At 68.6% G+C, this 23,422-nt stretch carries 19 protein-coding genes and 2 tRNA genes; 5 read left to right on the forward strand and 16 right to left on the reverse strand.

The genetic code is table 11. From position 1 onward, the window contains the following. Positions 1 to 147: 147 nt before the first annotated feature. The 3 genes from AB0D27_RS30120 to AB0D27_RS30130 form a co-directional block, all read right to left on the reverse strand. A complete protein-coding gene (locus AB0D27_RS30120) occupies positions 148 to 501 on the reverse strand; it encodes a DUF4233 domain-containing protein (RefSeq protein ID WP_362515162.1) in 354 nt (117 codons plus the stop codon). A gap of 5 nt (positions 502 to 506) precedes the next feature. Next, on the reverse strand, positions 507 to 2,045 hold the full coding sequence (locus tag AB0D27_RS30125) for a folylpolyglutamate synthase/dihydrofolate synthase family protein (RefSeq protein WP_362515164.1): 1,539 nt from the start codon (positions 2,043 to 2,045) through the stop codon (positions 507 to 509). Positions 2,046 to 2,242: 197 nt separating this feature from the next. Beyond that, complete coding sequence (locus AB0D27_RS30130; protein WP_362515166.1) at positions 2,243 to 4,867, reverse strand: valine--tRNA ligase; 2,625 nt, start codon at positions 4,865 to 4,867, stop codon at positions 2,243 to 2,245. Positions 4,868 to 5,003: 136 nt separating this feature from the next. Between AB0D27_RS30130 and AB0D27_RS30135 the strand changes: the two genes are divergently transcribed. Beyond that, the gene (locus tag AB0D27_RS30135; protein WP_362515168.1) at positions 5,004 to 5,975 is read left to right on the forward strand and encodes a hypothetical protein; all 972 of its coding nucleotides are present in this window, start codon (positions 5,004 to 5,006) and stop codon (positions 5,973 to 5,975) included. Positions 5,976 to 6,052: 77 nt separating this feature from the next. Here AB0D27_RS30135 and clpX read toward each other — a convergent pair whose 3' ends face one another. From clpX to AB0D27_RS30160, 5 genes are all read right to left on the reverse strand, one after another. Further along, a complete protein-coding gene (gene clpX / locus AB0D27_RS30140) occupies positions 6,053 to 7,339 on the reverse strand; it encodes an ATP-dependent Clp protease ATP-binding subunit ClpX (protein WP_362515170.1) in 1,287 nt (428 codons plus the stop codon). Positions 7,340 to 7,499: 160 nt separating this feature from the next. Further along, positions 7,500 to 8,180, reverse strand: coding sequence for an ATP-dependent Clp protease proteolytic subunit (locus AB0D27_RS30145; protein WP_362515171.1), 681 nt, complete (start codon positions 8,178 to 8,180; stop codon positions 7,500 to 7,502). A gap of 117 nt (positions 8,181 to 8,297) precedes the next feature. Then, positions 8,298 to 8,906, reverse strand: a complete 609-nt coding sequence (locus AB0D27_RS30150; protein WP_362515228.1) for an ATP-dependent Clp protease proteolytic subunit — start codon at positions 8,904 to 8,906, stop codon at positions 8,298 to 8,300. Between the two features lie 404 nt (positions 8,907 to 9,310). Beyond that, the gene (tig, locus tag AB0D27_RS30155) at positions 9,311 to 10,684 is read right to left on the reverse strand and encodes a trigger factor (RefSeq protein WP_362515172.1); all 1,374 of its coding nucleotides are present in this window, start codon (positions 10,682 to 10,684) and stop codon (positions 9,311 to 9,313) included. A gap of 205 nt (positions 10,685 to 10,889) precedes the next feature. Continuing rightward, positions 10,890 to 10,966 (reverse strand) — tRNA-Pro (locus AB0D27_RS30160). Between the two features lie 153 nt (positions 10,967 to 11,119). Here AB0D27_RS30160 and AB0D27_RS30165 point away from each other — a divergent pair. Beyond that, positions 11,120 to 11,190 (forward strand) — tRNA-Gly (locus AB0D27_RS30165). 198 nt (positions 11,191 to 11,388) lie between these two features. On the opposite strand, the gene AB0D27_RS30170 is transcribed toward AB0D27_RS30165, so the two are convergent. The 3 genes from AB0D27_RS30170 to AB0D27_RS30180 form a co-directional block, all read right to left on the reverse strand. Then, positions 11,389 to 11,859, reverse strand: coding sequence for a VOC family protein (locus AB0D27_RS30170; protein WP_362515174.1), 471 nt, complete (start codon positions 11,857 to 11,859; stop codon positions 11,389 to 11,391). A gap of 440 nt (positions 11,860 to 12,299) precedes the next feature. Then, positions 12,300 to 12,557 carry a hypothetical protein gene (locus AB0D27_RS30175; RefSeq protein WP_362515175.1) on the reverse strand — a complete coding sequence of 86 codons (258 nt, stop codon included), beginning with the start codon at positions 12,555 to 12,557 and terminating at the stop codon, positions 12,300 to 12,302. 89 nt (positions 12,558 to 12,646) lie between these two features. After that, positions 12,647 to 12,841 (reverse strand): hypothetical protein, encoded by a 195-nt coding sequence (locus AB0D27_RS30180; protein ID WP_016435177.1) that lies wholly within the window; start codon positions 12,839 to 12,841, stop codon positions 12,647 to 12,649. A 624-nt stretch (positions 12,842 to 13,465) separates the two neighbouring features. Between AB0D27_RS30180 and AB0D27_RS30185 the strand changes: the two genes are divergently transcribed. Beyond that, the gene (locus tag AB0D27_RS30185; RefSeq protein ID WP_362515177.1) at positions 13,466 to 14,656 is read left to right on the forward strand and encodes an acyltransferase family protein; all 1,191 of its coding nucleotides are present in this window, start codon (positions 13,466 to 13,468) and stop codon (positions 14,654 to 14,656) included. Between the two features lie 81 nt (positions 14,657 to 14,737). On the opposite strand, the gene AB0D27_RS30190 is transcribed toward AB0D27_RS30185, so the two are convergent. Together AB0D27_RS30190 and AB0D27_RS30195 are read right to left on the reverse strand one after the other, a co-directional pair. Further along, the gene (locus AB0D27_RS30190) at positions 14,738 to 15,193 is read right to left on the reverse strand and encodes an HD domain-containing protein (protein ID WP_362515178.1); all 456 of its coding nucleotides are present in this window, start codon (positions 15,191 to 15,193) and stop codon (positions 14,738 to 14,740) included. Positions 15,194 to 15,339: 146 nt separating this feature from the next. Further along, positions 15,340 to 16,515 (reverse strand): PP2C family protein-serine/threonine phosphatase, encoded by a 1,176-nt coding sequence (locus tag AB0D27_RS30195; protein WP_362515180.1) that lies wholly within the window; start codon positions 16,513 to 16,515, stop codon positions 15,340 to 15,342. A 160-nt stretch (positions 16,516 to 16,675) separates the two neighbouring features. Here AB0D27_RS30195 and AB0D27_RS30200 point away from each other — a divergent pair, with 160 nt between their 5' ends. Continuing rightward, positions 16,676 to 17,905 (forward strand): GNAT family N-acetyltransferase, encoded by a 1,230-nt coding sequence (locus AB0D27_RS30200; RefSeq protein WP_362515182.1) that lies wholly within the window; start codon positions 16,676 to 16,678, stop codon positions 17,903 to 17,905. Positions 17,906 to 17,908: 3 nt separating this feature from the next. Here the strand turns inward: AB0D27_RS30200 and AB0D27_RS30205 are convergent, their stop codons facing one another. Next, positions 17,909 to 18,718, reverse strand: coding sequence for a DNA-formamidopyrimidine glycosylase family protein (locus tag AB0D27_RS30205; protein ID WP_362515183.1), 810 nt, complete (start codon positions 18,716 to 18,718; stop codon positions 17,909 to 17,911). A 232-nt stretch (positions 18,719 to 18,950) separates the two neighbouring features. Next, entirely contained in the window at positions 18,951 to 19,439 is a 489-nt protein-coding gene (locus AB0D27_RS30210; RefSeq protein ID WP_362515185.1) for a ribose-5-phosphate isomerase, read from the reverse strand. Positions 19,440 to 19,678: 239 nt separating this feature from the next. On the opposite strand from AB0D27_RS30210, the gene AB0D27_RS30215 reads away from it, so the two are divergent. Continuing rightward, a complete protein-coding gene (locus tag AB0D27_RS30215; protein ID WP_362515186.1) occupies positions 19,679 to 21,163 on the forward strand; it encodes an amino acid permease in 1,485 nt (494 codons plus the stop codon). 34 nt (positions 21,164 to 21,197) lie between these two features. Here the strand turns inward: AB0D27_RS30215 and AB0D27_RS30220 are convergent, their stop codons facing one another. Further along, a complete protein-coding gene (locus tag AB0D27_RS30220) occupies positions 21,198 to 23,252 on the reverse strand; it encodes a serine/threonine-protein kinase (RefSeq protein WP_362515229.1) in 2,055 nt (684 codons plus the stop codon). Positions 23,253 to 23,422 lie beyond the last annotated feature (170 nt).

Genomic DNA, 23,422 nt, shown 5'->3' on the forward strand with positions numbered 1-23,422 from the left:
GTTACAGGCCGTGGCTGAGAAGGGTTTTAGCCCGTCCGGCGTTTGAGGACGAGCGCGAAGCGCGATACGGGGGGCCTGGGGGGCGGAGCCCCCCAGATAGGGGACGGGTAGGGGCGGAAGGGGCGAAAACACCCCCGGCGGCACCCGTTACGCCGCGTTCCCCCCGGCCTCCGCCTGAGCGGCAAACCTGGCCTTGGCCTCGTCGATCTTCCGCCCATAGTGGACGGACGCCCACCACAGGGCGGCGAAGATCGCCCCCATGAAGAACATCGCGGGAAGCACGAACCCGCTCGCGATCAGCGCGATCTGAAACGCCCAGCCGAGCTGGACACCGCCCGGCCGGGTGATCACACCGCAGAGCAGGATGCTCAGGACCATGGCGATACCGCTGACCGTCCAGACCGTGGCCATCGACAGATCGGGATCCTTCATGGCCACGAGCCCGGCGAAGCCAATGACGAAGAACTCGCCGATCAGCGTCGAAGCACAGAGCGTACGCACGAGAGTCAGCGCCTCCCCAGCAGCAGTCGGGCTTCGCCGACGGTGATGACCGACCCGGTGACCAGCACGCCACCGCCCGCGTACTCGCCCTCCTCCTCGGCGAGCGTGATAGCGGCCTCCAGCGCGTCGTCGAGCCGCGGCTCGACCTGCACCCGGTCCTCGCCGAAGACCTCGACGGCGATCCCGGCCAGCTCGTCCGCGTCCATCGCGCGATGGCTGGAGTTCTGCGTGATGACGACCTCGGCGAAGATCGGCTCGAAGGCCTCGAGCACCCCCCGTACGTTCTTGTCACCACTCGCGCCGACCACGCCGATCAAGCGGCTGAAGTCGAACACCTCGCTCACGGCTTCCGCGGTGGCGCGGGCGCCCGCCGGGTTGTGCGCGGCGTCCAGGACGACGGTCGGCGAGCGGCGTACGACCTCCAGGCGGCCCGGCGAGGTGACCGAGGCGAACGCCTTGCGGACGGTGTCGATGTCGAGCCGCTGGGTCTGCGCGGAGCCGACGCCGAAGAACGCCTCGGCCGCGGCGAGCGCGACAGCCGCGTTGTGCGCCTGGTACGCGCCGTGCAGCGGCAGGAAGACCTCCTCGTACTCCCCGCCGAGCCCGCGCAGGGTGAGCAGCTGCCCGCCGACGGCGACCTGCCGCGCGACGATGCCGAACTCCAGCCCCTCCCGGGCCACCGTGGCATCCACCTCCACGGCCTTCTTCAGCAGCACTTGGGCCGCGTCCACCGGCTGCTGGGCCAGGATGACGGTGGCGTCCTGCTTGACGATGCCGGCCTTCTCCACGGCGATCTCACCGTGCGTCTCGCCGAGCCGGTCGGTGTGGTCGAGATCGATGGGCGTGACGACGGCGACGTCCCCGTCGATGACGTTGGTGGCGTCCCAGCTGCCACCCATGCCGACCTCGACGACTGCCACGTCGACGGGCGCGTCCGCGAAGGCGGCGTACGCCATGCCCGTCAGCACCTCGAAGAAGGAGAGCCGGTACTCCTGCTGGGCGTCGACCATCTCGACGTACGGCTTGATGTCCTGATACGTCTCGATGAACCGCTCGGCGGAGATCGGCGCGCCGTCCAGGCTGATCCGCTCGGTGATCGACTGCACATGGGGGCTGGTGTAGCGGCCGGTACGCAGGTCGAAGGCGCCGAGAAGGGCCTCGATCATGCGGGCGGTGGACGTCTTGCCGTTCGTGCCCGTGATGTGGATCGAGGGGTACGCGCGCTGGGGCTCCCCCAGGACGTCGACCAGCGCGGCGATGCGGCTGACGGACGGCTCCAGCTTGGTCTCGCCCCAGCGGGTCGCCAGCTCCGCCTCGACCTCGCGCAGCGCCTTGTCGACCTCGGGGTCGGCCGGGCGGGCGGGGACGTCGGCCTGCCGGTCCGTGCCGCCCTGTGTGCGCAGGGTGCGGCTGCCGGCCTCGATCACCGCGAGGTCGGGGTCGCGGTCGGTCTCGGCCGCGACGATCTCGTCGAAGAGGCCGAGCGGGTCGCGGGGTTCCGGCTCGTCTGACTCGCTGCTGTCGTGCGGGGGGAGGTCACTCACGGGGCCAGTCTACGGAGCCGCCGCGGTGTCTGGACGTGTGGGGCTTTCGCCCCCTCCGCCCCTACCCGTCCCGTACCTGGGGCTCCGCGTTTTTCGGCCCCTCCGGCGTTTGAGGAGCGGGGTTTGGGGGCTGAGCCCCCAAGGACGGGACGAGACGGGTAGGGACGGCGGGGGCGAGAAACGCCCCCGCCGCCGGGCTACGCCTGCGGCAACCGGTCCAGCTGCGCCTGGATACGGGCGATGTCCTCGTCCGCCTTGGCGAGCCGCGTGCGGATCTTCTCCACCACCTGGTCCGGGGCCTTGGCGAGGAACGCCTCGTTGCCGAGCTTGGCGTTCGCCTGCGCCTTCTCCTTCTCGGCGGCGGCGAGGTCCTTGGCCAGGCGCTTGCGCTCCGCGGCGACATCGATCGTCCCGGAGAGGTCGAGGGCGACCTGCGCGCCCGCCACCGGCAGGGTCGCCGTGGCCGCGAAGCCCTCGCCCTCCGGCTGGAGACGCAGCAGCTGGCGGATGGCCGCCTCGTGGGACGCCAGCGCCGTGCCGTCGAGGGTCAGCCGGGCCGGAACCCGCTGCCCCGGCTGCAAACCCTGGTCGGCGCGGAAGCGGCGGACCTCGGTGATGACCGACTGAAGGCTCCCGATCTCCTTCTCGGCGGCGGTGTCCCGGAAGCCACTGTCCGCCGGCCAGTCGGCGATGACGACGGACTCACCGCCGGTCAGCGTGGTCCACAGCGTCTCCGTGACGAAGGGGACGACCGGGTGCAGGAGCCTGAGGGTGACGTCGAGGACCTCGCCGAGGACCCGCTTGCTGACCTCGGCCGGCTCTCCGCCCGCCTGGAACGTCGTCTTGGACAGCTCGACGTACCAGTCGAAGACCTCGTCCCAGGCGAAGTGGAACAGGGCGTCGGACAGCTTCGCGAACTGGAAGTCCTCGTAGAACGCGTCGACTTCGGCGGCGACGGAGTTGAGGCGGGACAGGATCCAGCGGTCCGTCGCCGACATCGCCGACGCGTCCGGCAGCGGACCCTCGACCGTCGCGCCGTTCATCAGCGCGAAGCGCGTGGCGTTCCAGATCTTGTTGGCGAAGTTGCGGGAACCCTGGACCCAGTCCTCGCCGATGGGCACGTCGACGCCGGGGTTGGCGCCGCGGGCGAGGGTGAAGCGCAGGGCGTCGCTGCCGTACTTGTCCATCCAGTCCAGCGGGTTGACCGCGTTGCCGAAGGACTTCGACATCTTCTTGCCGAACTGGTCGCGGACCATGCCGTGCAGGGCGATGGTGTGGAACGGCGGGGTGCCGTCCATCGCGTACAGGCCGAACATCATCATCCGGGCGACCCAGAAGAAGAGGATGTCGTAGCCGGTGACCAGAACGGAGTTCGGGTAGAACTTCGCGAGGCTCTCGGTCTGTTCGGGCCAGCCGAGCGTGGAGAACGGCCAGAGGCCGGAGGAGAACCAGGTGTCGAGGACGTCGGTGTCCTGCTGCCAGCCCTCACCGGTCGGCGGCTCCTCGTCGGGCCCGACGCAGACGATCTCACCCTGCGGGCCGTACCAGACCGGAATCCGGTGTCCCCACCACAACTGCCGTGAAATACACCAGTCGTGGAGGTTGTCGACCCAGTCGAAGTACCGCTTCTCCATCTCCTGCGGGTGGATCTTGACCTTGCCCTCGCGGACGGCGTCTCCCGCCGCCTTCGCCAGCGGGCCGACCTTGACCCACCACTGCAGCGACAGCCGCGGTTCGATGGTGGTCTTGCACCGCGAGCAGTGGCCGACCGAGTGGACGTACGGCCGCTTCTCGGCGACGATCCGGCCCTCGGCACGCAGCGCGGCGACGATGGCGGAGCGTGCCTCCAGCCGGTCCAGGCCCTGGAAGGGGCCGTGGGCGGTGATGACCGCGTGCTCGTCCATGATCGTGATGGCGGGCAGGTCGTGCCGCTGCCCGATCTCGAAGTCGTTCGGGTCGTGGGCCGGGGTGACCTTGACGGCACCCGTGCCGAACTCCGGGTCGACGTGCTCGTCGGCGACGACCGGGATGGAACGGTCGGTGAGCGGCAGCTTGATGAGCTTGCCGACCAGGTGCCTGTACCGCTCGTCCTCGGGGTGAACGGCGACGGCCGTGTCACCGAGCATGGTCTCGGCGCGGGTGGTGGCGACGACGATGGTGTCGTCCCCGTCGCCGTACTTCATCGAGACGAGCTCGCCGTCGTCGTCCTGGTACTCGACCTCGATGTCCGAGATCGCGGTCAGACAGCGCGGACACCAGTTGATGATGCGCTCGGCGCGGTAGATCAGCTCGTCGTCGTAGAGCCGCTTGAAGATGGTCTGGACGGCCTGCGAGAGCCCCTCGTCCATGGTGAAGCGCTCGCGCGACCAGGCGACACCATCGCCGAGGCGGCGCATCTGCCCGGAGATCTGCCCGCCGGACTCGCCCTTCCACTGCCAGACACGCTCGACGAAGGCCTCACGGCCCAGATCATGCCGGGACTTGCCCTCCTTGCCCAGCTCCCGCTCGACGACGTTCTGCGTGGCGATGCCGGCGTGGTCCATGCCGGGCTGCCACAGCGTCTCGTAGCCCTGCATGCGCTTGCGGCGCGTGAGGGCGTCGATGAGGGTGTGCTCGAAGGCATGCCCGAGGTGCAGGCTGCCGGTGACGTTCGGCGGCGGGATGACGACGGTGTACGGCGGCTTGTCGCTCTTCGCGTCCGCCTCGAAGTAACCCCGCTCGACCCAGCGCTCGTACAGCGGCCCCTCTACCTCGGCCGGCGCGTACTGGGTCGGCAGTTCGGGAGTGGATGCTGGCGGCTGCTGCTGAGCGTTGTCGGTCACGGGGTCAGTTTAGAGGTGTCACGGCCCCGTCCCGAAACGGGAATCTTCAGTAACGGTGAGGCCCCCAGTGCCATCCGTCACCTGACCTTGCGCCAGGATGTTCGGAACACATAAGTATCTGGAGGGGAACCCAGTAATGAGCTACAACCAGCCGGGCCCGTATGGCGGGCAGCCCCAGCAGCCCGGACCCTACGGTCAGCCGGGCCCCCACGGCCAGCAGCCGCAGGCCCCCCAGCCCGGTTATGGCTACCCGCAGCAGGCTCCCCCCGCGCAGCCCGGCTACGGCTACCCGCAGCAGCCTCCCCAGGGCGTCCCGCCGCAGAATCCCCCCTACGGCCAGCAGCCTGCCTACGGTCAGCAGCCCCCGTACGGCCAACAGCCCTACGGCGCCGTCCCCCAGCCGCCCGCCCCCGGCGGCGGCAAGAAGAAGACGGGCCTCATCATCGGCGCGGTGGCGGTCGTGGCCGCGATCGCTGTCGCGGCGTACTTCGTCATCGGTAGTGGGAGCGGCGGCGGCAGTTCGGTGGCGGACGACGGTGCCCACAAGCTGACGGCACCGGCGACGGTGCTCGGCGGCGAGTACAAGAAGTCGGACAGCGCCGGATCCCCGGACGAGATGAGCAGCGACGACCTCGCGGACTTCCAGAAGTGGGGCGTGAAGAACCCCAAGGACGTCAGTGCGGGGTACTCGAAGGGCGCGGCCGCGGCCACGCAGACCCTCTCGTTCAGCGGCGTGTACGGCACCATCGACGACCCGGAAGCCGTCGTCGACGCCATGTTCGCCAAGCTGAAGACCGAGTCCGAGAAGGACCAGAGCGGCGACAGCTCCAAGGGCAAGATGGTCGGCAGCCCCAAGGCGGTCACACCGGCCGGCTTCGACGGCGGCATCATGAAGTGCCAGGAAGCCGAGATCACCAACACGTCGAGCACGGGTGGCAGCACGGCCAAGACCGTGACGATGCCCTTCTGCATCTGGGGTGACCACAGCACCGTCGTCGACGTCATCGCGATGAACTACGCCGGCTTCCTCACCGGCAAGGCCGGCACGATCGACGACACGGCGGCCCTGGCCGCCAAGCTCCGCAAGGACGTACGCGTCAAGGCCTGATGCCCCTGCGTTCGCCTCAACCACGAAGGGGCCCCGGTCACTTGACCGGGGCCCCTTCGACGTACACGTACCGGCGGCTACGCCGTCTTCTGCTCCCCCGGGCCCCGTCCCCGCGCATCCCGCGGGATCAGTGTCGGGTTCACGTTCGAGTGGACGACGTCCGCCGTGATGACGACGCGGGCCACGTCCTTGCGGGAGGGGACCTCGTACATCACGGACATGAGTACTTCCTCCATGATGGCGCGCAGGCCCCGGGCGCCGGTCTGGCGGAGGATGGCCTGGTCGGCAATGGCTTCCAGGGCTTCGCGCTCGAAGTCCAGCTCCACGCCGTCGAGTTCGAAGAGGCGCTGGTACTGCTTCACCAGGGCGTTGCGGGGCTCGACGAGGATCTGGAGGAGCGCTTCCCTGTCCAGGTTGTGGACCGAGGTGATCACCGGGAGGCGGCCGATGAACTCCGGGATCATGCCGAACTTGACCAGGTCCTCGGGCATGACGTCCTCGAACTGGTCCTTCGATTCGAGTTCGCGCTTCGAGCGGATCGTGGCGCCGAAGCCGATTCCCTTCGCGCCGGCGCGGGACTCGATGAGCTTCTCCAGGCCCGCGAAGGCGCCGCCCACGATGAACAGGACGTTCGTCGTGTCGATCTGGATGAACTCCTGGTGCGGATGCTTGCGGCCGCCCTGGGGCGGGACCGAGGCCGTCGTGCCTTCCAGGATCTTCAGGAGGGCCTGCTGGACGCCCTCACCCGAGACATCTCGCGTGATCGACGGGTTTTCGCTCTTCCGGGCCACCTTGTCGATCTCGTCGATGTAGATGATGCCCGTCTCGGCCTTCTTGACGTCGTAGTCAGCGGCCTGGATGAGCTTGAGGAGGATGTTCTCCACGTCCTCGCCGACATATCCCGCCTCCGTCAGCGCCGTCGCGTCGGCGATGGCGAACGGGACGTTCAGCATGCGGGCCAGGGTCTGGGCCAGAAGAGTCTTGCCCGAGCCCGTGGGGCCGAGCAGCAGGATGTTGGACTTCGCCAGCTCGATGGCGTCGTCGCGGTTCTGGCCCGCGCTGTTCTCGCCGGCCTGGACCCGCTTGTAGTGGTTGTACACCGCGACCGAGAGGGCCTTCTTGGCCGGCTCCTGGCCGACGACGTACCCCTCGAGGAACTCGTAGATCTCGCGGGGTTTCGGGAGTTCCTCCCAGCGGACCTCGCTCGTTTCCGCGAGCTCTTCCTCGATGATCTCGTTGCAGAGATCGATGCACTCGTCGCAGATGTACACACCAGGGCCTGCGATGAGCTTCTTGACCTGCTTCTGGCTCTTGCCACAGAACGAGCACTTGAGCAGATCGCCGCCGTCACCGATGCGTGCCACGGTGTGCTTCCCCTTCGCCTGGGAGACGCCTAGGTCCAGCGGCTCCTGGTGCTGCCTTATGTCCGACGGTACCTTGCCGAGCCCCCCGTTCGGGCCCCCCTTGGCGCGGTTCACTTTGTCGTGAACCACGCCAAGGAGCGGCAGACGATACAGCGCTACGTCACAGAACCGTCGAGTTGTTCATCTTCCGGGTGGAGATGATCTGGTCGATCAGGCCGTACGACAGCGCGTCCTCAGCGGTGAGGATCTTGTCGCGCTCGATGTCCTCGCGGATCTTCTCGATCGGCGTGGTCGAGTGCTTGGCCAGCATCTCTTCCAGCTGCGCACGCATCCGGAGGATCTCGTTCGCCGCGATTTCGAGGTCCGAGACCTGGCCGCGGCCGGTCTCGCTGTAGGGCTGGTGGATCAGCACACGGGCGTTCGGAAGCGCCATGCGCTTGCCCGGCGTGCCGGCGGCCAGCAGGATCGCGGCGGCCGAGGCGGCCTGGCCCATGCAGACCGTCTGGATGTCCGGCTTCACGAACTGCATCGTGTCGTAAATCGCCGTGAGGGCCGTAAACGAGCCACCGGGGCTATTGATGTAGACCGAGATGTCACGGTCGGGGTCCATCGACTCCAGGCACAGCAGCTGCGCCATGACGTCGTTGGCGGAGGCGTCGTCGATCTGCACGCCGAGGAAGATCACGCGCTCCTCGAACAGCTTCGCGTACGGGTCGTACTCACGCACGCCCTGTGAGGTGCGCTCGACGAAGCGCGGGATGACGTAGCGGGACTCCGCGCGAGGACCGGTGTACTCGGCCTGCGTGCGGGCGAAGAGGCCGCTGCCGGGGAAGTCGTTCACTGTGTCTCCTGAGAAACCTGAAAGGGCTGACGCGGTGGCTGGGGGCGCTGGAGAGGCCTCGCGCCGCCCCCGGGGGAGCGGTGTGTGCCCGCGCCGCCCTGGGGGCGCTGGAGGGGCTTACGCCGCCCCGGTGCCGCCGCCGCCCGGCATACCGGCAGCGGTGGGCATGATGTCGTCGATGAGGCCGTACTCCTTGGCCTCGATCGGGTCGAACCAGCGGTCGCGGTCCGAGTCCCGGGTGACCTGGTCGACCGTCTGGCCGGTGTGGAAGGCGGTCAGCTCCGCCATCCGCTTCTTGGTGTGCAGCAGCCGCTCGGCGTGGATCTTGATGTCCGACGCGGAGCCCGCGAGGCCCGCGGAGGGCTGGTGGATCAGGATCTCGGCGTTCGGCAGGGCGAAGCGCTTGCCGGGGGTACCGGCGCTGAGCAGGAACTGGCCCATCGAGGCCGCCATGCCCATGGCGATCGTCACCACGTCGTTCTTGATGTACTGCATGGTGTCGTAGATCGCCATGCCGGCCGTGATCGATCCGCCGGGGCTGTTGATGTACAGGTAAATGTCCTTGTCCGGGTCGGAGGCAAGGAGCAGCAACTGTGCAGTGATCTTGTTGGCGATGTCGTCGTCGACCGCCTGGCCGAGGAAGATGATCCGCTCGCCGAGCAGCCGGTTGTAGACCTGGTCACCGAGGCCACCACCGATGGAGGGGTCGCCGGCGGCGGAGGGCATCAGATTCGTCACGTATCCACCTGCTCGTCTTACGACGGCGCCGGGCCGTCTCACGTCTTCTGCAGGGGCCTGGGACCCCGGGTTCCGTGCCACCTCCCGGTGGCGTCCGGGGACTCCCCTGCCCTCGTATTCATGGACCCTAACGCGCGGGTCCCTCCGGGGAATCCCGCAGAGGGAACTGTTCGCTGTGAGCGCATGCGCTGCGCTGGCCTGGGCGGGGTTTGCCGGGACCCCGTCAGAGGTGTGGCTCCCGGCAAAACCGGGGGCGTGTCTGCCACGTACGGTGCGTCGGCGGGTGCGGCTTGTGGGGGTCGCTCGCGCAGTTCCCCGCGCCCCTCAAAGCCCGACGGCCCCCGGGGGACATACAAGTCCCCGGGGGCCGTCGCGGCGTACAAGCGGGGCGATCAGGCCTCGGTGGTCTCGCCGGACTCGGTGGTGGGCTCGACGGTCTCGGCCGTCTCGTCCTCCTCGTCGTCCAGGTCGACGATCTCGCCGTTCGTGTCCTTGACCGTGGCGGCCTCGACGACGACCGCGAGGGCCTTGCCGCGGGCGACCTCGCCGACGAGCATCGGGACCTGGCCACCCTCGACGACGGCCTGGGCGAACTGGTCGGGGGACATGCCGGAAGAGGCAGCGCGCCGCATGAGGTGCTCGGTGAGCTCCTCCTGGTTGACGTTCAGCTTCTCCTTGTTGACGAGCTCGTCAAGGACGAACTGCGTCTTGATGCCCTTGACCGCGGCTTCCTTGGTCTCGGCGTCGAACTCTTCCTCGGTCTTGCCCTGGATCTCCAGGTACTTCGCGAGGTCGAGGCCCATCTGGCCGAGCTGGTGGTGCGCGAGGTTGTGCTTACGGGTGTTGATCTCGTCCTCGAGCAGCTTCTCGGGGACGGGCACCTCGACCAGCTCGAGCAGCTTCTCCAGGACGCGCTCCTGGGCCTGCGTGGCCTGGTCGTACTGCTTCATGTTCTCGAGGCGCTTGCGGCTGTCCGCCTTGAGCTCGTCGAGGGTGTCGAACTCGGACGCGAGCTGCGCGAAGTCGTCGTCCAGCTCGGGCAGTTCGCGCGCGGCGACCTGGGTGACCTTGACGGTGACCTCGGCCTCCTTGCCGGTCGCCGAACCGCCCTTGAGCTCGGAGGTGAAGGTGGCCTCGCCACCGGCCTCCACGCCCGTCACGGCCTCGTCGATGCCGTCGAGCAGCTCGCCGGAGCCGATCGTGTAGGAAACGCCGCTGGCGATGCCGTCCTCGAGGACCTCGCCGTCGACCTTGGCCTCGAGGTCGATGGTGACGACGTCGCCGTCCTGGGCGGCGCGCTCGACCGGGGAGGTCGACGCGAAGCGCTCGCGCAGGTCGGTGACGGCCTTCTCGACGTCCTCGTCGCTGACCTCGACGGCGTCGACCTCGACCTCGATGCCGGAGTAGTCCGGGATCTCGATGGTCGGGCGGACGTCGACCTCGGCGGTGAAGTTCAGCGTCTCGCCGTCCTTCAGCTCGGTGATGTCGACCTCGGGCTGGCCGAGGACGTTCAGCTCAGCCTCGTTGACCGCTTCGGTGTAGAACTTCGGGAGCGCGTCATTGACGGCCTCTTCGAGCACGGCGCCGCGACCGAACCGCTGGTCGATGACGCGCGCCGGGATCTTGCCCTTCCGGAACCCCTTCACCGTGACCTGCTGGTTGATCTTCTTGTACGCCGCGTCGAGGCTGTCCTTGAGCTCCTCGAAGGGCACCTCGACAGTGAGCCGAACCCGAGTCGGGTTCAGGGTCTCCACGGCGCTCTTCACGGTTCGGTCTCCTTGTGGCTGACTTCTTTGGGGGTTCTGCTGTGTGCTTCTGCCGAGTCGGGCAGAGCCTTAAGCGGATTCGCGGCCCTTGAGAGACGTAACAGTGCAGACACACGGGCGCGCAGCTTGCATAGTAGCCGCAGGCGGTACACGCCCCAAAAGGCGATCTTGTGAGGCCGGGTCTCCCTGGCGGGTTTCCGGCTGCTGGTCGGGGTGGCGGGATTTGAACCCACGGCCTTCCGCTCCCAAAGCGGACGCGCTACCAAGCTGCGCCACACCCCGTCGGTGCGACACGTAGGGTACATGCCCGCAGGCGGAGCGGCTGCCGCATTTCCCCACCGTCCCCGCGGCGGGGATGCGGGGCGTGCGACGAGGCGGTGCGACCCGCTACGATGCCTTCTGTGCCGCGGTCACTGACCTGCGACGCATCCTGCTGCGGGCGTAGCTCAATGGTAGAGCCCTAGTCTTCCAAACTAGCTACGCGGGTTCGATTCCCGTCGCCCGCTCTCCACGGCTCAGGGCCAGGTCAGAGGTTCGATCCTCTGCCTGGCCCTGATGCGTTTCTGATCTTCGTTGCGGCCTACGTCCCCGCTGCGTGCCCGTTCGACTACGGAACCTGCTTCCGAGCCTGCTCGACGACGGCGCTCACGGCCTGGCCGATCAGCCTCTCTCGCTCAGCCGCACGTGCGGAACGCGGTGGTAGGTCAGGCCGGGCCGCCGGCGTGCTGCGTGGAGGCCGCGAACGCCTCGGGGCCCTGCTCCGCCGCCGCCGGGTCCATCCACATGACCTGCCAGCCGTGGCCGTCGAGGTCGAAGAAGCTGCGTGAGTACATGAAGCCGTAGTCCTCGGCGCCATCCGCCTCGGAGCCGCCCGCCGCGAGCGCAGCGGCGCTGACCGTATCGACCTCATCGCGGGATGACACGCTGAAGCAGTACAGCGCCAGCGTGTGCGTGGTGGGATCGGCCATCGGCAGTTTCGCGAACTCCGCGAACTTCTCACGGCTGAGCAGCATGACGAAGGCGTGCTCGCCGACCAGCATGCAGGCGGCGGTCTCGTCAGTGAACATCGGGTTGAAGCTGAACCCGATCTCAGCGAAGAACGCCTTGCTGCGCTCGAGGTCTGCTACGGGGATGTTCACGAACAGCATGCGGCCGGGGTGTGCGGGGTTGGTCATGGTGGGTCTCCAGTCGGTGGCTCGATGGCGTACGTCCTGGTAGACCGGCCCAGCCGGCGGAACTCATCGGTGGATCTCGGCTAAGTCGCAGTCGCAGCGTCGATCTATCACGGCCGCCGCTCAGAGACCCTGCCCTTCACTTCTTCGGCTACTGAGCGCACCCAGCGGCGCTTGACTCGCCCATTAAGACTCCGCGACCGCGTGGGTCTGTGATGCGGGGGCCGTCGTCGGCGAGCATCACGTTGGCCGGTTTCAGGTCGCGGTGGACCACGCCGGCGGAGGGGGCACCTCCCGCTCGAGCGAAGCCGAGAGTGGGGGCGGATGTCGCGCAGTGACCCGGCGAGTCCGGCGGCCGGCTCGCGCAGCCGCTCTGGCGGCAACGGGCCCCGCTCGCGCGCGTGGGTGCAGAGGTCCTCGCCCGGTATGTAAAGCGGGGTCATTCAGGGGCGCGGCGCGTCGGCGTCCGCGACCGGGGCGGTGAAGGCGCCGTTGGCCTGGCGGGTGGCTGCCACTTCCCGGGTGAAGCGGGCACGGAACCCGTCGTCGTCGGCGTACTGCCCGTGTACGACCTTGATCGCGAGGCGGCGGCCGGAGCGGGGCGGGGCGGGCGAGATAGCCCACGCCATGCCACCCGATCCGAGGCGGTCCTCGATGCCGTAACCGCCGACTTCAGGCGGGGCCGTTTCGCGCAGCGCCATCCCCGTAGGCTCCCCTGCCCCGTTTCGAATCCCCCCGACGCCCGCCGGTGTTCGACGGCGGACGTATCCGTCCCGTGCAAGAGCCTCGGTCAGAAGCTGATCGAGTTGATGGTCTCCGCTATCGAGTTGAGGAACCGGTTGATGGACGGAGCCATGCCGGTCGACGCGAGGAAGAAGCCGAAGAGCACCGCGACGATGGCAGGTCCCGCCTTGATCGATCCTCCTCGGATCAGCACCACGAGGATGATCGCCAACAGCAGCACCACTGACAGCGAAATGGCCACAACTGATCACACCCTACGGTCGGTCCGCTCTCCCGGCCCGGAGATGCAGCCCCGCGCACCCCCGCCAGAACCATCGTGCCACCAACCCGGCGTTCCTATGCGGCGGGTGACGCATCGTTGGCCAAGGACAGACCAAGGTGAGACCTGCGCCCGTGCCCCCGTGCCGCCTCGGGCGACCCAACTGCGGGGCCCCGCACTGCAATTCGATGAAGCACTCTCACGATAAATTCATGGAGACCGTTGCCATGTCCACACAACCTGTTCGCAGGTAATTCGAATTGTTGGCACAGGCACATCGAAGGTGCTGCAGACGGGTCACTAAAGACCAATGAACCGGACATATCACCGGAGTCGCCCGCGAACGTTATGCACCATTTAGTCAGGATGAATGAGGACAGAACCTCCGTATACGGTAAGCAAATCGGTATGCGGAACCCCTTGCGATCCGACAGGCACACATATCCAAATCCTGGGTACCCGCAGCCCATAAGCAGGAATGACGTCGAGAGTTTTACGAAGACGCATAGACAACGCTAGGGTGCCTCAGATGTTCCACGCCGCCACGTCCCCCGCATGTGCAGCGAGGTCCAGGATCGTCTCCCCGAGTTCTTGGTGGGAGGGCCTGTGACGAACTCGCTCCGACCGACCGGCCACCAAAGAGCGCCGCTCCCCCCGGTACGAGAACCGGCGGCCGGAGTGCCCAGTCCGCGCTCGTCCCAGACCCCGAAACAGACCCCGGACGCGGCCGGGAGTGCCGCCGCCCCGGGCGCCAAGCCCGCGAAGCAGCGTGATGCGTTCTTCGACAACGCCAAGTACCTGGCGATCGTGCTGGTGGCCATGGGCCACGCCTGGGAGCCACTGAAGGGCGAGAGCCGCTTCCTCGAAGCCCTCTACACGGTCGTGTACACCTTCCACATGCCGGCCTTCATCATCATCTCCGGCTATTTCTCCCGTAGTTTCGACATGCGCCCCGACCGGCTGAAGCGGCTGGTGACGGGCGTCGCCGTGCCGTACATCCTCTTCGAGACGGCGTACTCCCTCTTCGATCGCTGGGTCGGTGGCGATCCGAACCAGGCGATCAGCCTCCTCGACCCCTGGTACCTCACGTGGTTCCTGGTCGCGCTCTTCGTCTGGCGGCTGACGACTCCGCTGTGGAAGCTGGTGCGCTGGCCGATTCCGCTGGCGCTTCTGTGCGCCCTGCTCGCGTCCGTCTCACCGGAGATCGGCGACGATCTGGACCTCCAGCGGGTGCTGCAGTTCCTGCCGTTCTTCGTCATAGGGCTGTTCATGAAGCCCGCGCACTTCCAGCTGGTGCGCCGCCGTGAGGTGCGGATCCTGTCGGTGCCGATCTTCGTCACGGCGCTGATCGTGGGCTACTGGGCGGTGCCGCGGATGAACACCGCCTGGTTCTACCACCGCGACAGCGCACAGGAGCTGGGCGCGCCCTGGTGGGCCGGCATCGTCATGACGCTCGCGCTGTACGGCTGCTCGCTGGTCCTCACCGCGTGCTTCTTCGCCTGGGTGCCGCGCCGCACGTTCTGGTTCACGGCGCTCGGCGCGGGCACGCTGTACGGCTATCTGCTGCACGGCTTCGTGGTCAAGGGCTCCGAGTACGGGGGCTGGTTCGACCATTCCTGGCTGCACAAGCCGCTCGGCGAGATCGCCGTGACGGTCCTCGCGGGCGCGCTCGTCACCTTGCTGTGCACGCCTCCCGTCCAGCGGGTCTTCCGGTTCGCGATGGAGCCCAGGATGGAGTGGGCGTTCAAGCGGGACGCGGCGGAGCTGGCGCGGGAACGGGCAAGGGCCAACGCCTAGGTTGTCGCCGTCGACCGTCGCTGGTCGAGGTCGTTGTGCGGGTCCGGGATCTCCCGGGCCCGCACTTTCGTGCTCGGGGGATCAGGACGGCGGCAGGCCCAGCAGGGCGCGCATCGTCGCGTACTTCTTGGTCAGGCGGGCGCGGGTGTGTTCGTCGAGGACCGCGAGGCGGGACGGGTCGGCGTTGTGCGCCAGGTCCGACACCTTTACCAGGAGGGCGCCTGGGGTGGTGCGGATGCGGTGCGCGTACGACGAAGGGGGCTCGTCCTCGCGCTTGGTGAGCGCCAGGACGATGTTCTTCGTGCGGTGGGTCAGGGGGGCCGTGCGCAGCCAGTCCTCCGAGAGCACGTTGTCCTCTATGGCGTCGTGCAGCCAGGCCGCCGCCATCTGGTCGTCGTCGCCGCCGCGTTCGCGTACGCCGTCCGCCACCGCCGTGAGGTGTTCGGCGTACGGGCGGCCTGCCTTGTCGGTCTGGGCGGCGTGTGCCTCGCGGGCGAGGGCCTCTACTTCGGGGAGGGTGAGGGGTGTCTGCGTCACTTCTCCAGTGTCGCCCCGCGCGTCGCCTCGGGGGGCGTGAGCGTGGGGGTCCGTCGCGCACAGCGGGATTCGCCCCCTCCGCCCCTACCGTCCCGTATCTGGGGGCTCCGCCCCCAGACCCCCGTAATCGCGCTTCGCGCTCGTCCTCAAACGCCGGACGGGCTGAAGCTTTCCCGGCAGATCAGTAGGAGGGCCCTGTCGTCGTTGACGTCCCTGGCTACCGCCTCGATGAGGTGCCAGGCGGCGCCGTGGAAGCCGCCGGCGACGTAGCGGTCGGCTTCGCCGGTGAGGCGGTCTATGCCCTCGACGATGTCGCGATCGGCGGTTTCGACCAGGCCGTCCGTGAACAGCATCAACACGTCCCCGGGACGCAGTGAGCCCTTCACGGGGTCGAACTGGGCGCCGTCATACACACCCAGCAACGGGCCTTCCGCCGCCTTCTCCTCCCAGCGGCCGCTGCCCGCGCTGAGTTGCAGACCCGGCGGGTGTCCGGCCGAGAAGAGCTCGTAGTCCCCTGAGTCCAGGTCGAGGACCAGGTGGATCGAGGTCGCGAAGCCCTCGTCCCAGTCCTGGCGAAGGAGGTAGCCGTTCGCGGCGGGGAGGAAGGCATGCGGCGGGAGCGAGCCGAGGAGGCCGCCGAAGGCTCCGGAGAGCAGCAGCGCGCGCGAGCCCGCGTCCATGCCCTTGCCCGAGACGTCGGTGAGGACGACTTCCATGGTGCGGCCGCCGTTCGTACGGGCCGCCACCACGAAGTCGCCGGAGAAGGACTGCCCGCCCGCCGGGCGCAGGGCCATCTCGCGGTGCCAGCCCAGCGGCAGCTTCGGCAGCTTGCTCTGTACCCGGATGCGTTCGCGGAGGTCGAAGAGCATGGTGCCGCCGCGCCGCCAGGGCACGCCCACCCGGCTGCGGAACTGCGCGATCAGCAGGCCGAAGAACCCGCAGGCGGCGACCACCAGCACCACGCCCGGAGTCACCCGGGAGGGGCCCTCCGTGTACGGGCCCAGCTTCACGGACTCCACTATGAGCGCGGTGGCGGCGGCCGCGTACAGACCGAGCAGGCTGGCCGGGCGCAGCAGCAGGCCACCGGCCACGATCGGGAGGACCAGGGCGGCGGGTGAGCACCACACCGAGTTCACCAGTGTCGTGGCCGCGATCAAGGGAATCGTCAGGAGCAGCCCGGCCAGCGCGATCCAGTCCGAACCGTCCCCGCGGAAGTAGTCGACGGCGGATCTGCGCAGCCCTGTACGGGCCCGGTGCCACTGCTTCTTCACACGGGCCGTGAACGTATCGGCTTCCGCGCGCCGCCCTCGTCCTGCTGCCATTAGTTCGGGACCCTATCCATCGGAGCAGGTGCTTGGCACGGGAGGTCCCACTTGTCCCCCGTCCGAGCGCTCAACTTCACAGAGAACCGCACAGCCGGCGACCTCGGCGGCGGGGCGAAATTCCCTCGCTCGTACCGCATTGCCCTGGTAGGCATGGGCTATGACGACTGACGTGCGGGTGCTGCGGGAAGCCGACTGGAACACGTGGTACGACAATCTGGTCCGCGCGTTCGGAGGCGTGCCGGAGTCGTCGGAGGAGCGCGGGCTGTACAACGCGCTCACAGAGTACGACCGTTCCCTGGGCGTCTGGGACGGCGACCAGGTGGTGGGCACGGCGAGCGCCTTCAGCTTCCGGATCACGGTGCCGGGCGGCGCGTCCCTTCCCGCCGCGGGCATCACCATGGTGAGTGTCGCGGCCACCCACCGGCGGCGCGGGGTGCTGACCGCGATGATGCGGCGCCAGCTGGACGACATCCGCTCGGGGGGCGAGGCGCTGGCCGTGCTGACCGCGTCGGAGCCGGTGATCTACGGCCGGTTCGGCTACGGCATCGCCACACATCACCTCAACGTCGAGATCGACACCACCCGGGTACGCCTGTCCGTGCCGCCCGGCACCGACGACGTACGTCTGCGGTACGCCGCGCCCGCCGAGGTGCTCGACGCGTGCGAGACGGTGTACGCCCGGCTGGTGCCGGGGCGGCCGGGCATGCTGGCCCGGCAGCCCGGCTGGGAGCGGCAAGGGCTGCTCGATCCGGAGAGCGACCGCAATGGGGCCTCACCCCTGCAGTGCGTGGTCGCCGAGCGGGACGAGGAGGTCATCGGCTTCGCCCGGTACCGGATCAAACCGGACTGGGACAATGCGGGGCCTAGGAGCACGGTCGTGCTCGAGGACCTGCACGCGCTCGACCCGGCGGCGCACGCGGCGCTGTGGCGCTTCCTGTTCGACATCGACCTGACGTCGGCGCTCACCGCGGGCGGACGGCCCGTCGACGAGGCGTGGCAGTACATGGTGTCCGACGTCCGCCGCTGCAACCTGCGGATGAAGGACAGCCTGCATGTGCGGCTCGTCGACGTCGGCGCCGCGCTGGAGGCACGGACGTATCAGACGCCGGTGGACGTGGTGTTCGCAGTCGAGGACGCGTTCTGCCCCTGGAACGAGGGGCGTTGGCGGCTCACCGGGGACGCGAAGGGCGCGTCGTGCGTACGGACCGACGAGTCCGCCGATCTCGCCCTGTACGTACGGGAGTTGGGGGCCGCCTATCTCGGTGGCGTGTCCCTGGCCGCGCTCGCGGCGGCGGGGCGGGTGCGGGAGCTGCGCCAGGGCGCGCTGACGGAGGCATCCGTGGCCTTCTCGTCCGTGATCGCGCCCTGGCTGCCGCACGGGTTCTGACCGCTACCGGCGCTGGCAGGCCGGGCACCAGAAGAGGTTGCGGGCGGCGAGATCGGCGGTGCGGATCTCGCCGCCACAGATGTGGCAGGGCAGATGCGCCCGGCGGTACACGTATACCTCGCCGCCGTGGTCGTCCACGCGCGGGGCGCGGCCCATCGCCTCGGGGGTGTGGTCCGGGCGGACCGTGTCGATGCGGTTGTTGCGTACGCCCTCGCGCATCAGGTCCACGAGGTCGGTCCAGATCGCGTCCCACTCCGCGGGGCTGAGGTCCTTGCCCGTGCGGTACGGGTCGATGCCGTGCCGGAAGAGGACCTCCGCGCGGTAGACGTTGCCGACGCCCGCGATGATCTTCTGGTCCATGAGGAGGGCGGCGATCGTCGTGCGGCTGCGGGAGATGCGGCGGTACGCGGCTGACGGGTCGGCGTCCGGGCGGAGGGGGTCCGGGCCGAGGCGGTCGTGTATCGCCTGCTTCTCCGTGTCGGTGATCAGGGCGCAGGTGGTGGGGCCGCGGAGGTCCACGTATGCGGTGGGGCCCGCGAGGCGGAGGCGGACGGTGTCCGTGGGGGGCGGTGCCGGGGCCGCGCCGAAGGTGACCTTGCCGAAGAGGCCCAGGTGGATGTGGATCCAGTCCGCGGCGCGGAAGCCGAGGAAGAGGTGTTTGCCGTGGGCGTCGGCCGTCTCGAGGACGGCGCCGTCGAGGAGGGCGGCGGCGTCGGTGAACTTGCCCTGCGGGCTGGTCACGCGGGTGTTCTCGCCCTCGAACCTGGCCGCGTAGTCCTTGGCCAGCCGGTGAATGGTGTGCCCTTCGGGCACGGGGTCCTCCTGCGGGTGTGTCGGCGTGCGGGCCAGGCGGATTTCGCCCCCTCCGCCCCTACCCTCCCCCACTCTCGGCTTCGCTCGAGCGGGGGGACCCCCATCGTCCCTGGGGGCTGCGCCCCCAGACCCCCCTGTCGCGCTTCGCGCTCGTCCTCAAACGCCGGACGGGCTGGATGCCTGCGGCGTTTGAGGAGCGCGGGGGGGCGAGAAAAATCGGGCCGCCTCGGGGCTACGGCTGCTGTGGGTGGTGGGCCGGGATCGGCGGGAGGTCGCCCGTCGTCTCGTAGGCCGACAGCATGTCGATGCGGCGGATGTGGCGGGCGTCACCGGAGAAGGGGGTGCTGAGGAAGGTCTCGACGAACTTGGTCGCCTCTTCCTCGGAGTGCATACGGGCGCCGACCGCGACGACGTTGGCGTTGTTGTGCTGACGCCCCAGCGAGGCGGTCTCCTCGCTCCAGGCGAGGGCGGCACGCACCCCGGCCACCTTGTTCGCGGCGATCTGCTCCCCGTTCCCGGAGCCGCCGATCACGATCCCGAGGGAGTCGGGATCGGCCGCCGTACGCTCCGCCGCGCGGAGGCAGAACGGCGGGTAGTCGTCCTGGGCGTCATAGATGAGGGGCCCGCAGTCGACGGGCTCGTGGCCGGCGGCCTTGAGCCACTCGACGAGGTGGTTCTTGAGTTCGAGACCGGCATGATCGGAGCCGAGATACACGCGCATGGTCCGAGTGTGACACGGCCGTTTCAGGGCAGCAGCGCCGGGTGCCGCCCGCGAAAAGTGTGAGCAACACTATAGAACCTCAAGGAAACCTCAAGTAACAATCCGGATTCAAAGGTTCAGGAATCTCGTTGCCTCCGATTCACTGGACCGGCTCGTGCACCGCTCGTACGAGAAGCCCATGCGCGTCCGCACCACGGCCGCAGGGAAATCTGCTCACCCGGCGCAAAGGAATCCCCCTCATGACCTCGCAGCCGACCCCCACGAAGGCCGCAGACGGCCCCGGAGGCCCCGGAGAACCCGGTGGCGGTCTCCAGGCCGGACTCAAGAACCGTCATCTTTCAATGATCGCCATCGGCGGTGTCATCGGAGCGGGGCTGTTCGTCGGCTCCAGTTCCGGTATCGCCACCGCCGGCCCCGGCATCCTGCTCTCCTACGCCCTCGTCGGCACGCTCGTCGTGCTGGTGATGCGGATGCTGGGTGAGATGTCCGCGGCCAATCCGACGTCGGGTTCGTTCTCGGCGCACGCCGACCGGGCGCTCGGCCGCTGGGCCGGTTTCTCGATCGGCTGGCTGTACTGGTTCTTCTGGGTGGTGGTGCTGGCCGTGGAGGCCACCGCCGGCGCCAAGATCCTCGAAGGATGGATCCCGGCCGTGCCCCAGTGGGGGTGGGCGCTCATCGTGATGATCGTCCTCACCGCCACCAACCTGGTGTCCGTGGGCTCGTACGGCGAGTTCGAATTCTGGTTCGCCGGGATCAAGGTCGTGGCGATCGGCGCGTTCATCATCGTCGGCGGGCTGGCCATCTTCGGGGTACTGCCGGGCGTCGACGCCGAGAAGGCGGGCCTCGGGAATCTCTCCGATCACGGCGGCTTCCTGCCCCATGGACCCGGCGCGATCCTCACCGGCGTACTGCTGGTGGTCTTCTCCTTCATGGGCAGCGAGATCGCGACCCTCGCCGCCGGCGAGTCCGAGGACCCGCAGCGGGCCGTGACCAAGTCCACCAACAGCATCATCTGGCGGATCGGCGTCTTCTACCTCGGCTCGATCTTCGTCGTGGTGTGCCTGCTGCCGTGGAACGACCCCTCCATCAAGGACCAGGGCTCGTACGTCGCCGCCCTCGACTCCCTCGGCATCGCGCACGCCGGTCAGATCATGAACTTCATCGTGCTGACGTCCGTGCTGTCCTGTCTCAACTCCGGGCTCTACACCGCCTCCCGTATGGCCTTCTCGCTCGGTGAGCGCAGGGACGCGCCCAAGGCCTTCGCCCGGACCACCTCGCGCGGTGTGCCGATGACCGCGATCGTCGTCTCGGTGGTCTTCGGCTTCGTGGCCGTCTTCTTCAACTACAAGTTCCCGGACTCGGTCTTCCTCTTCCTGGTCAACTCCTCCGGTGCGGTCGCCCTGTTCGTCTGGCTCGCCATCTGCTTCTCGCAGCTGCGGATGCGGAAGATCATCGAGCGTGAGGCGCCGGAGAAGCTGGTCGTGCGGATGTGGCTGTACCCGTACCTGACCTGGGCGACGGCCGCGCTGATCGTCTTCGTCCTCGGCTACATGCTGACCGACACGGAACACGACGGCCGGGAGACCGTGCTGCTGTCGCTGCTGGTCGCGGCGGTCGTGCTCGTCATCGCGGTGATCCGGCAGAAGGTCGGAGCCGGTACGCCGTCCGTGCACGCCGTCTCGGACGCGCGTCGGGACGAGGCCGAGGCCGAGGTCAGCGCCTGAGCCTGGGTGCTGTGAGCCTCAGGAGGACTGAGGCTCACAGCACGGTGAAGCTGTTCTTGACCCGTTCGTAGACCGTGAGCGCCTGGGTTTCGATGTCCGGCTGATACCAGGTATTGATCTGGTACGACGTTCCGTCGGCGTCGAAGCCCAGCAGCCGCGCGTGCCAGTGCTCGCCCTTGAGCGTGAAGGTGTACTCCCACACGACCGCGGGCCGGCCCTGGAACGTCGTCTCCTCCAAGCGGACCTTCTGGTAGTCCTGCCCCTTGCGGGCGTTCTGCTCGGAGGTCCGCCACGTGTCCATCAGGTTCCCCTTGGCCAGGGAGGCCTTGGCCGCGAGTTCCTGTTTGGCGTCGGGCGAGGTGTAGTGCACCTCGGAGCCCGTCTTCAGGTCGCGCCGCCAGCCCTTGGGCGTCACCCACGCGTACCCGCCGGCCTCCCGGTGCGCGCCCGGGGGCAGGCCGGGAGGGCGCGAGGTGCCTTCGACGGTGGGCGACGGGGACGACGAGCCGCCGATGCCAGTTCCGTTGGTTCCGGTTGTTCCGGTTGTTCCGGTTGTTCCGGTTGTTCCGGTTGTTCCGGTTGTTCCGGTTGTTCCGGTTGTTCCGGTTGTTCCGGACGACGCGGTCGGTACCGATGATCCTGAAGAGGCCCCAGCGGTGTCGTCCGGCGATCCGGCCGTCGCGGCGATGACGATCCAAGCGACGGCTCCCGCGGCGACCACACCAGCGGCGGCGGCAACACCGCTACGGCGCCTGCCACGTCGCGGGCCGGGAGCCGGGCCGGACGGCACGGCGGGGCCCGGAAGTTCGGCCGGCGGCATCACCACGGGGCGGGGCACCGTCGGCAGTCCCGCCCCTTTCAGCACATGGGCCGCCGCTTCGGGGGCGCCGCCGGAAGGAGTCTGCGAGCCGACCTCCGCGCGCAGCTCGGAGGGGACTTCGGTGGAGGCGTTCGGGGCTTCGCGGGGTTCGTCCGCGGGTGGAGTGGCCTCAGGGAGGTCCGACGGGGGCTGCCGTAGCGCACGTATCAGCCGGGCGTCGAGGAGTGCGGGCGTGGGGGACTCCGACGAGGGCTTGGGCTCGGACTTGAGCTCGGGCTCGGGCTCGGGCTCGGGCTCGGGCTCGGGCTCGGGCTCGGGCTCGGGCTCGCGGTCTGGGTCCGGTTCCAGCGGCGGCTCCGCCTCCGGCTCGTACTCAAACTCGGACTCGAAGTCGTACTCGGGCCCCTCATCCGTCGGTTCGGGAGAGGACACAACCGGGGCCGCCTCCGACCCTGCCTCCGCCTCCGCCTCCGCGTAAACGATCTCCCCGAGCGCCGCCTCAAGCTCCTCCAGTCCGGGCCGAGTCGACGGTTCCTTCCGCAGAAGGGCGGCCAGGATGTCCCCCAAGTCGCCTGCTGCCGCGGGTAGTTCTGGCTCCTCGTACAGGACGGCGTGCAGGGTCGCCAGGGTGGTCGAGCGGGAGAACGGGGAGCGGCCGCCGAGGGCCGCGCAGAGGGTCGCGCCCAGGGACCACACGTCGGAGGGCGGGCCCTGCGGGCGGCCGGAGATGCGCTCGGGTGCCATGTAGTCGGGGGAGCCGACCAGCATCCCGACCATGGTGAGCGCCTCCGCGTCCTGGAGCGCGGCGATTCCGAAGTCGGTGAGGACGACGCGCTGTCCGCGCCGCTCCACCAGGACGTTGCCCGGCTTGATGTCGCGGTGCAGGACTCCCCCAGCGTGCACCTGGCGCAGGGCCGCCACCAGTTCGAGCCCGATCCGGGCCGCCTCGCGCGGGGCCAGCGGTCCGTCCTCGGCCACGATCCGTTCGAGGGAGCGCCCTGCGACGAGTTCCATGACGATCCACACCCGCTCGCCCTCGTCGACCACGTCGTAGATGCGTACGACGTTGGGGTGGTCGATCCGGGCCGTGGCCCGGGCTTCGCGCAGGGTGCGTTCGCGGCGCGTGCGGGTGTCTTCGGGGTCGAGCCCGTCGATCCGCATTTCCTTGACCGCGACCTGCCGGTCGAGCATTTCGTCGGCGGCTCGCCACACCCGCCCCATTCCCCCCTGTCCAATACTCTCGACCAGCCGATAACGCCCCGTCACCAGTAATCCCGGAACGCCGCCCTGTACGTTCGCCGACAATCCCCGCACCCCCTCAACACCAGCCACAAGCGCCCGTCACAACAGAAACACAATGGTCACACTTCAGGCCGTACCAGCATAGTGCGGAGAAATCTTGTGGTACCTCTTCAAGTACTGCGAATTCAGGCGCAGCC

It is taken from the genome of Streptomyces sp. NPDC048415 (genome assembly GCF_040651675.1).
Taxonomy (GTDB): Bacteria; Actinomycetota; Actinomycetes; order Streptomycetales; family Streptomycetaceae; genus Streptomyces.

What these genes read in the sequence shown, in the direction of transcription:
- AB0D27_RS30210 (WP_362515185.1), bottom strand. Translation starts at nt 19,439, where the DNA reads ATGCGCGTGTATCTCGGCTCCGATCATGCCGGTCTCGAACTCAAGAAC.
- AB0D27_RS30170 (WP_362515174.1), bottom strand. Translation starts at nt 11,859, where the DNA reads ATGACCAACCCCGCACACCCCGGCCGCATGCTGTTCGTGAACATCCCC.
- AB0D27_RS30150 (WP_362515228.1), bottom strand. Translation starts at nt 8,906, where the DNA reads ATGCCCTCCGCCGCCGGCGACCCCTCCATCGGTGGTGGCCTCGGTGAC.
- AB0D27_RS30135 (WP_362515168.1), top strand. Translation starts at nt 5,004, where the DNA reads ATGAGCTACAACCAGCCGGGCCCGTATGGCGGGCAGCCCCAGCAGCCC.
- AB0D27_RS30200 (WP_362515182.1), top strand. Translation starts at nt 16,676, where the DNA reads ATGACGACTGACGTGCGGGTGCTGCGGGAAGCCGACTGGAACACGTGG.
- AB0D27_RS30215 (WP_362515186.1), top strand. Translation starts at nt 19,679, where the DNA reads ATGACCTCGCAGCCGACCCCCACGAAGGCCGCAGACGGCCCCGGAGGC.
- AB0D27_RS30175 (WP_362515175.1), bottom strand. Translation starts at nt 12,557, where the DNA reads ATGGCGCTGCGCGAAACGGCCCCGCCTGAAGTCGGCGGTTACGGCATC.
- AB0D27_RS30195 (WP_362515180.1), bottom strand. Translation starts at nt 16,515, where the DNA reads ATGGCAGCAGGACGAGGGCGGCGCGCGGAAGCCGATACGTTCACGGCC.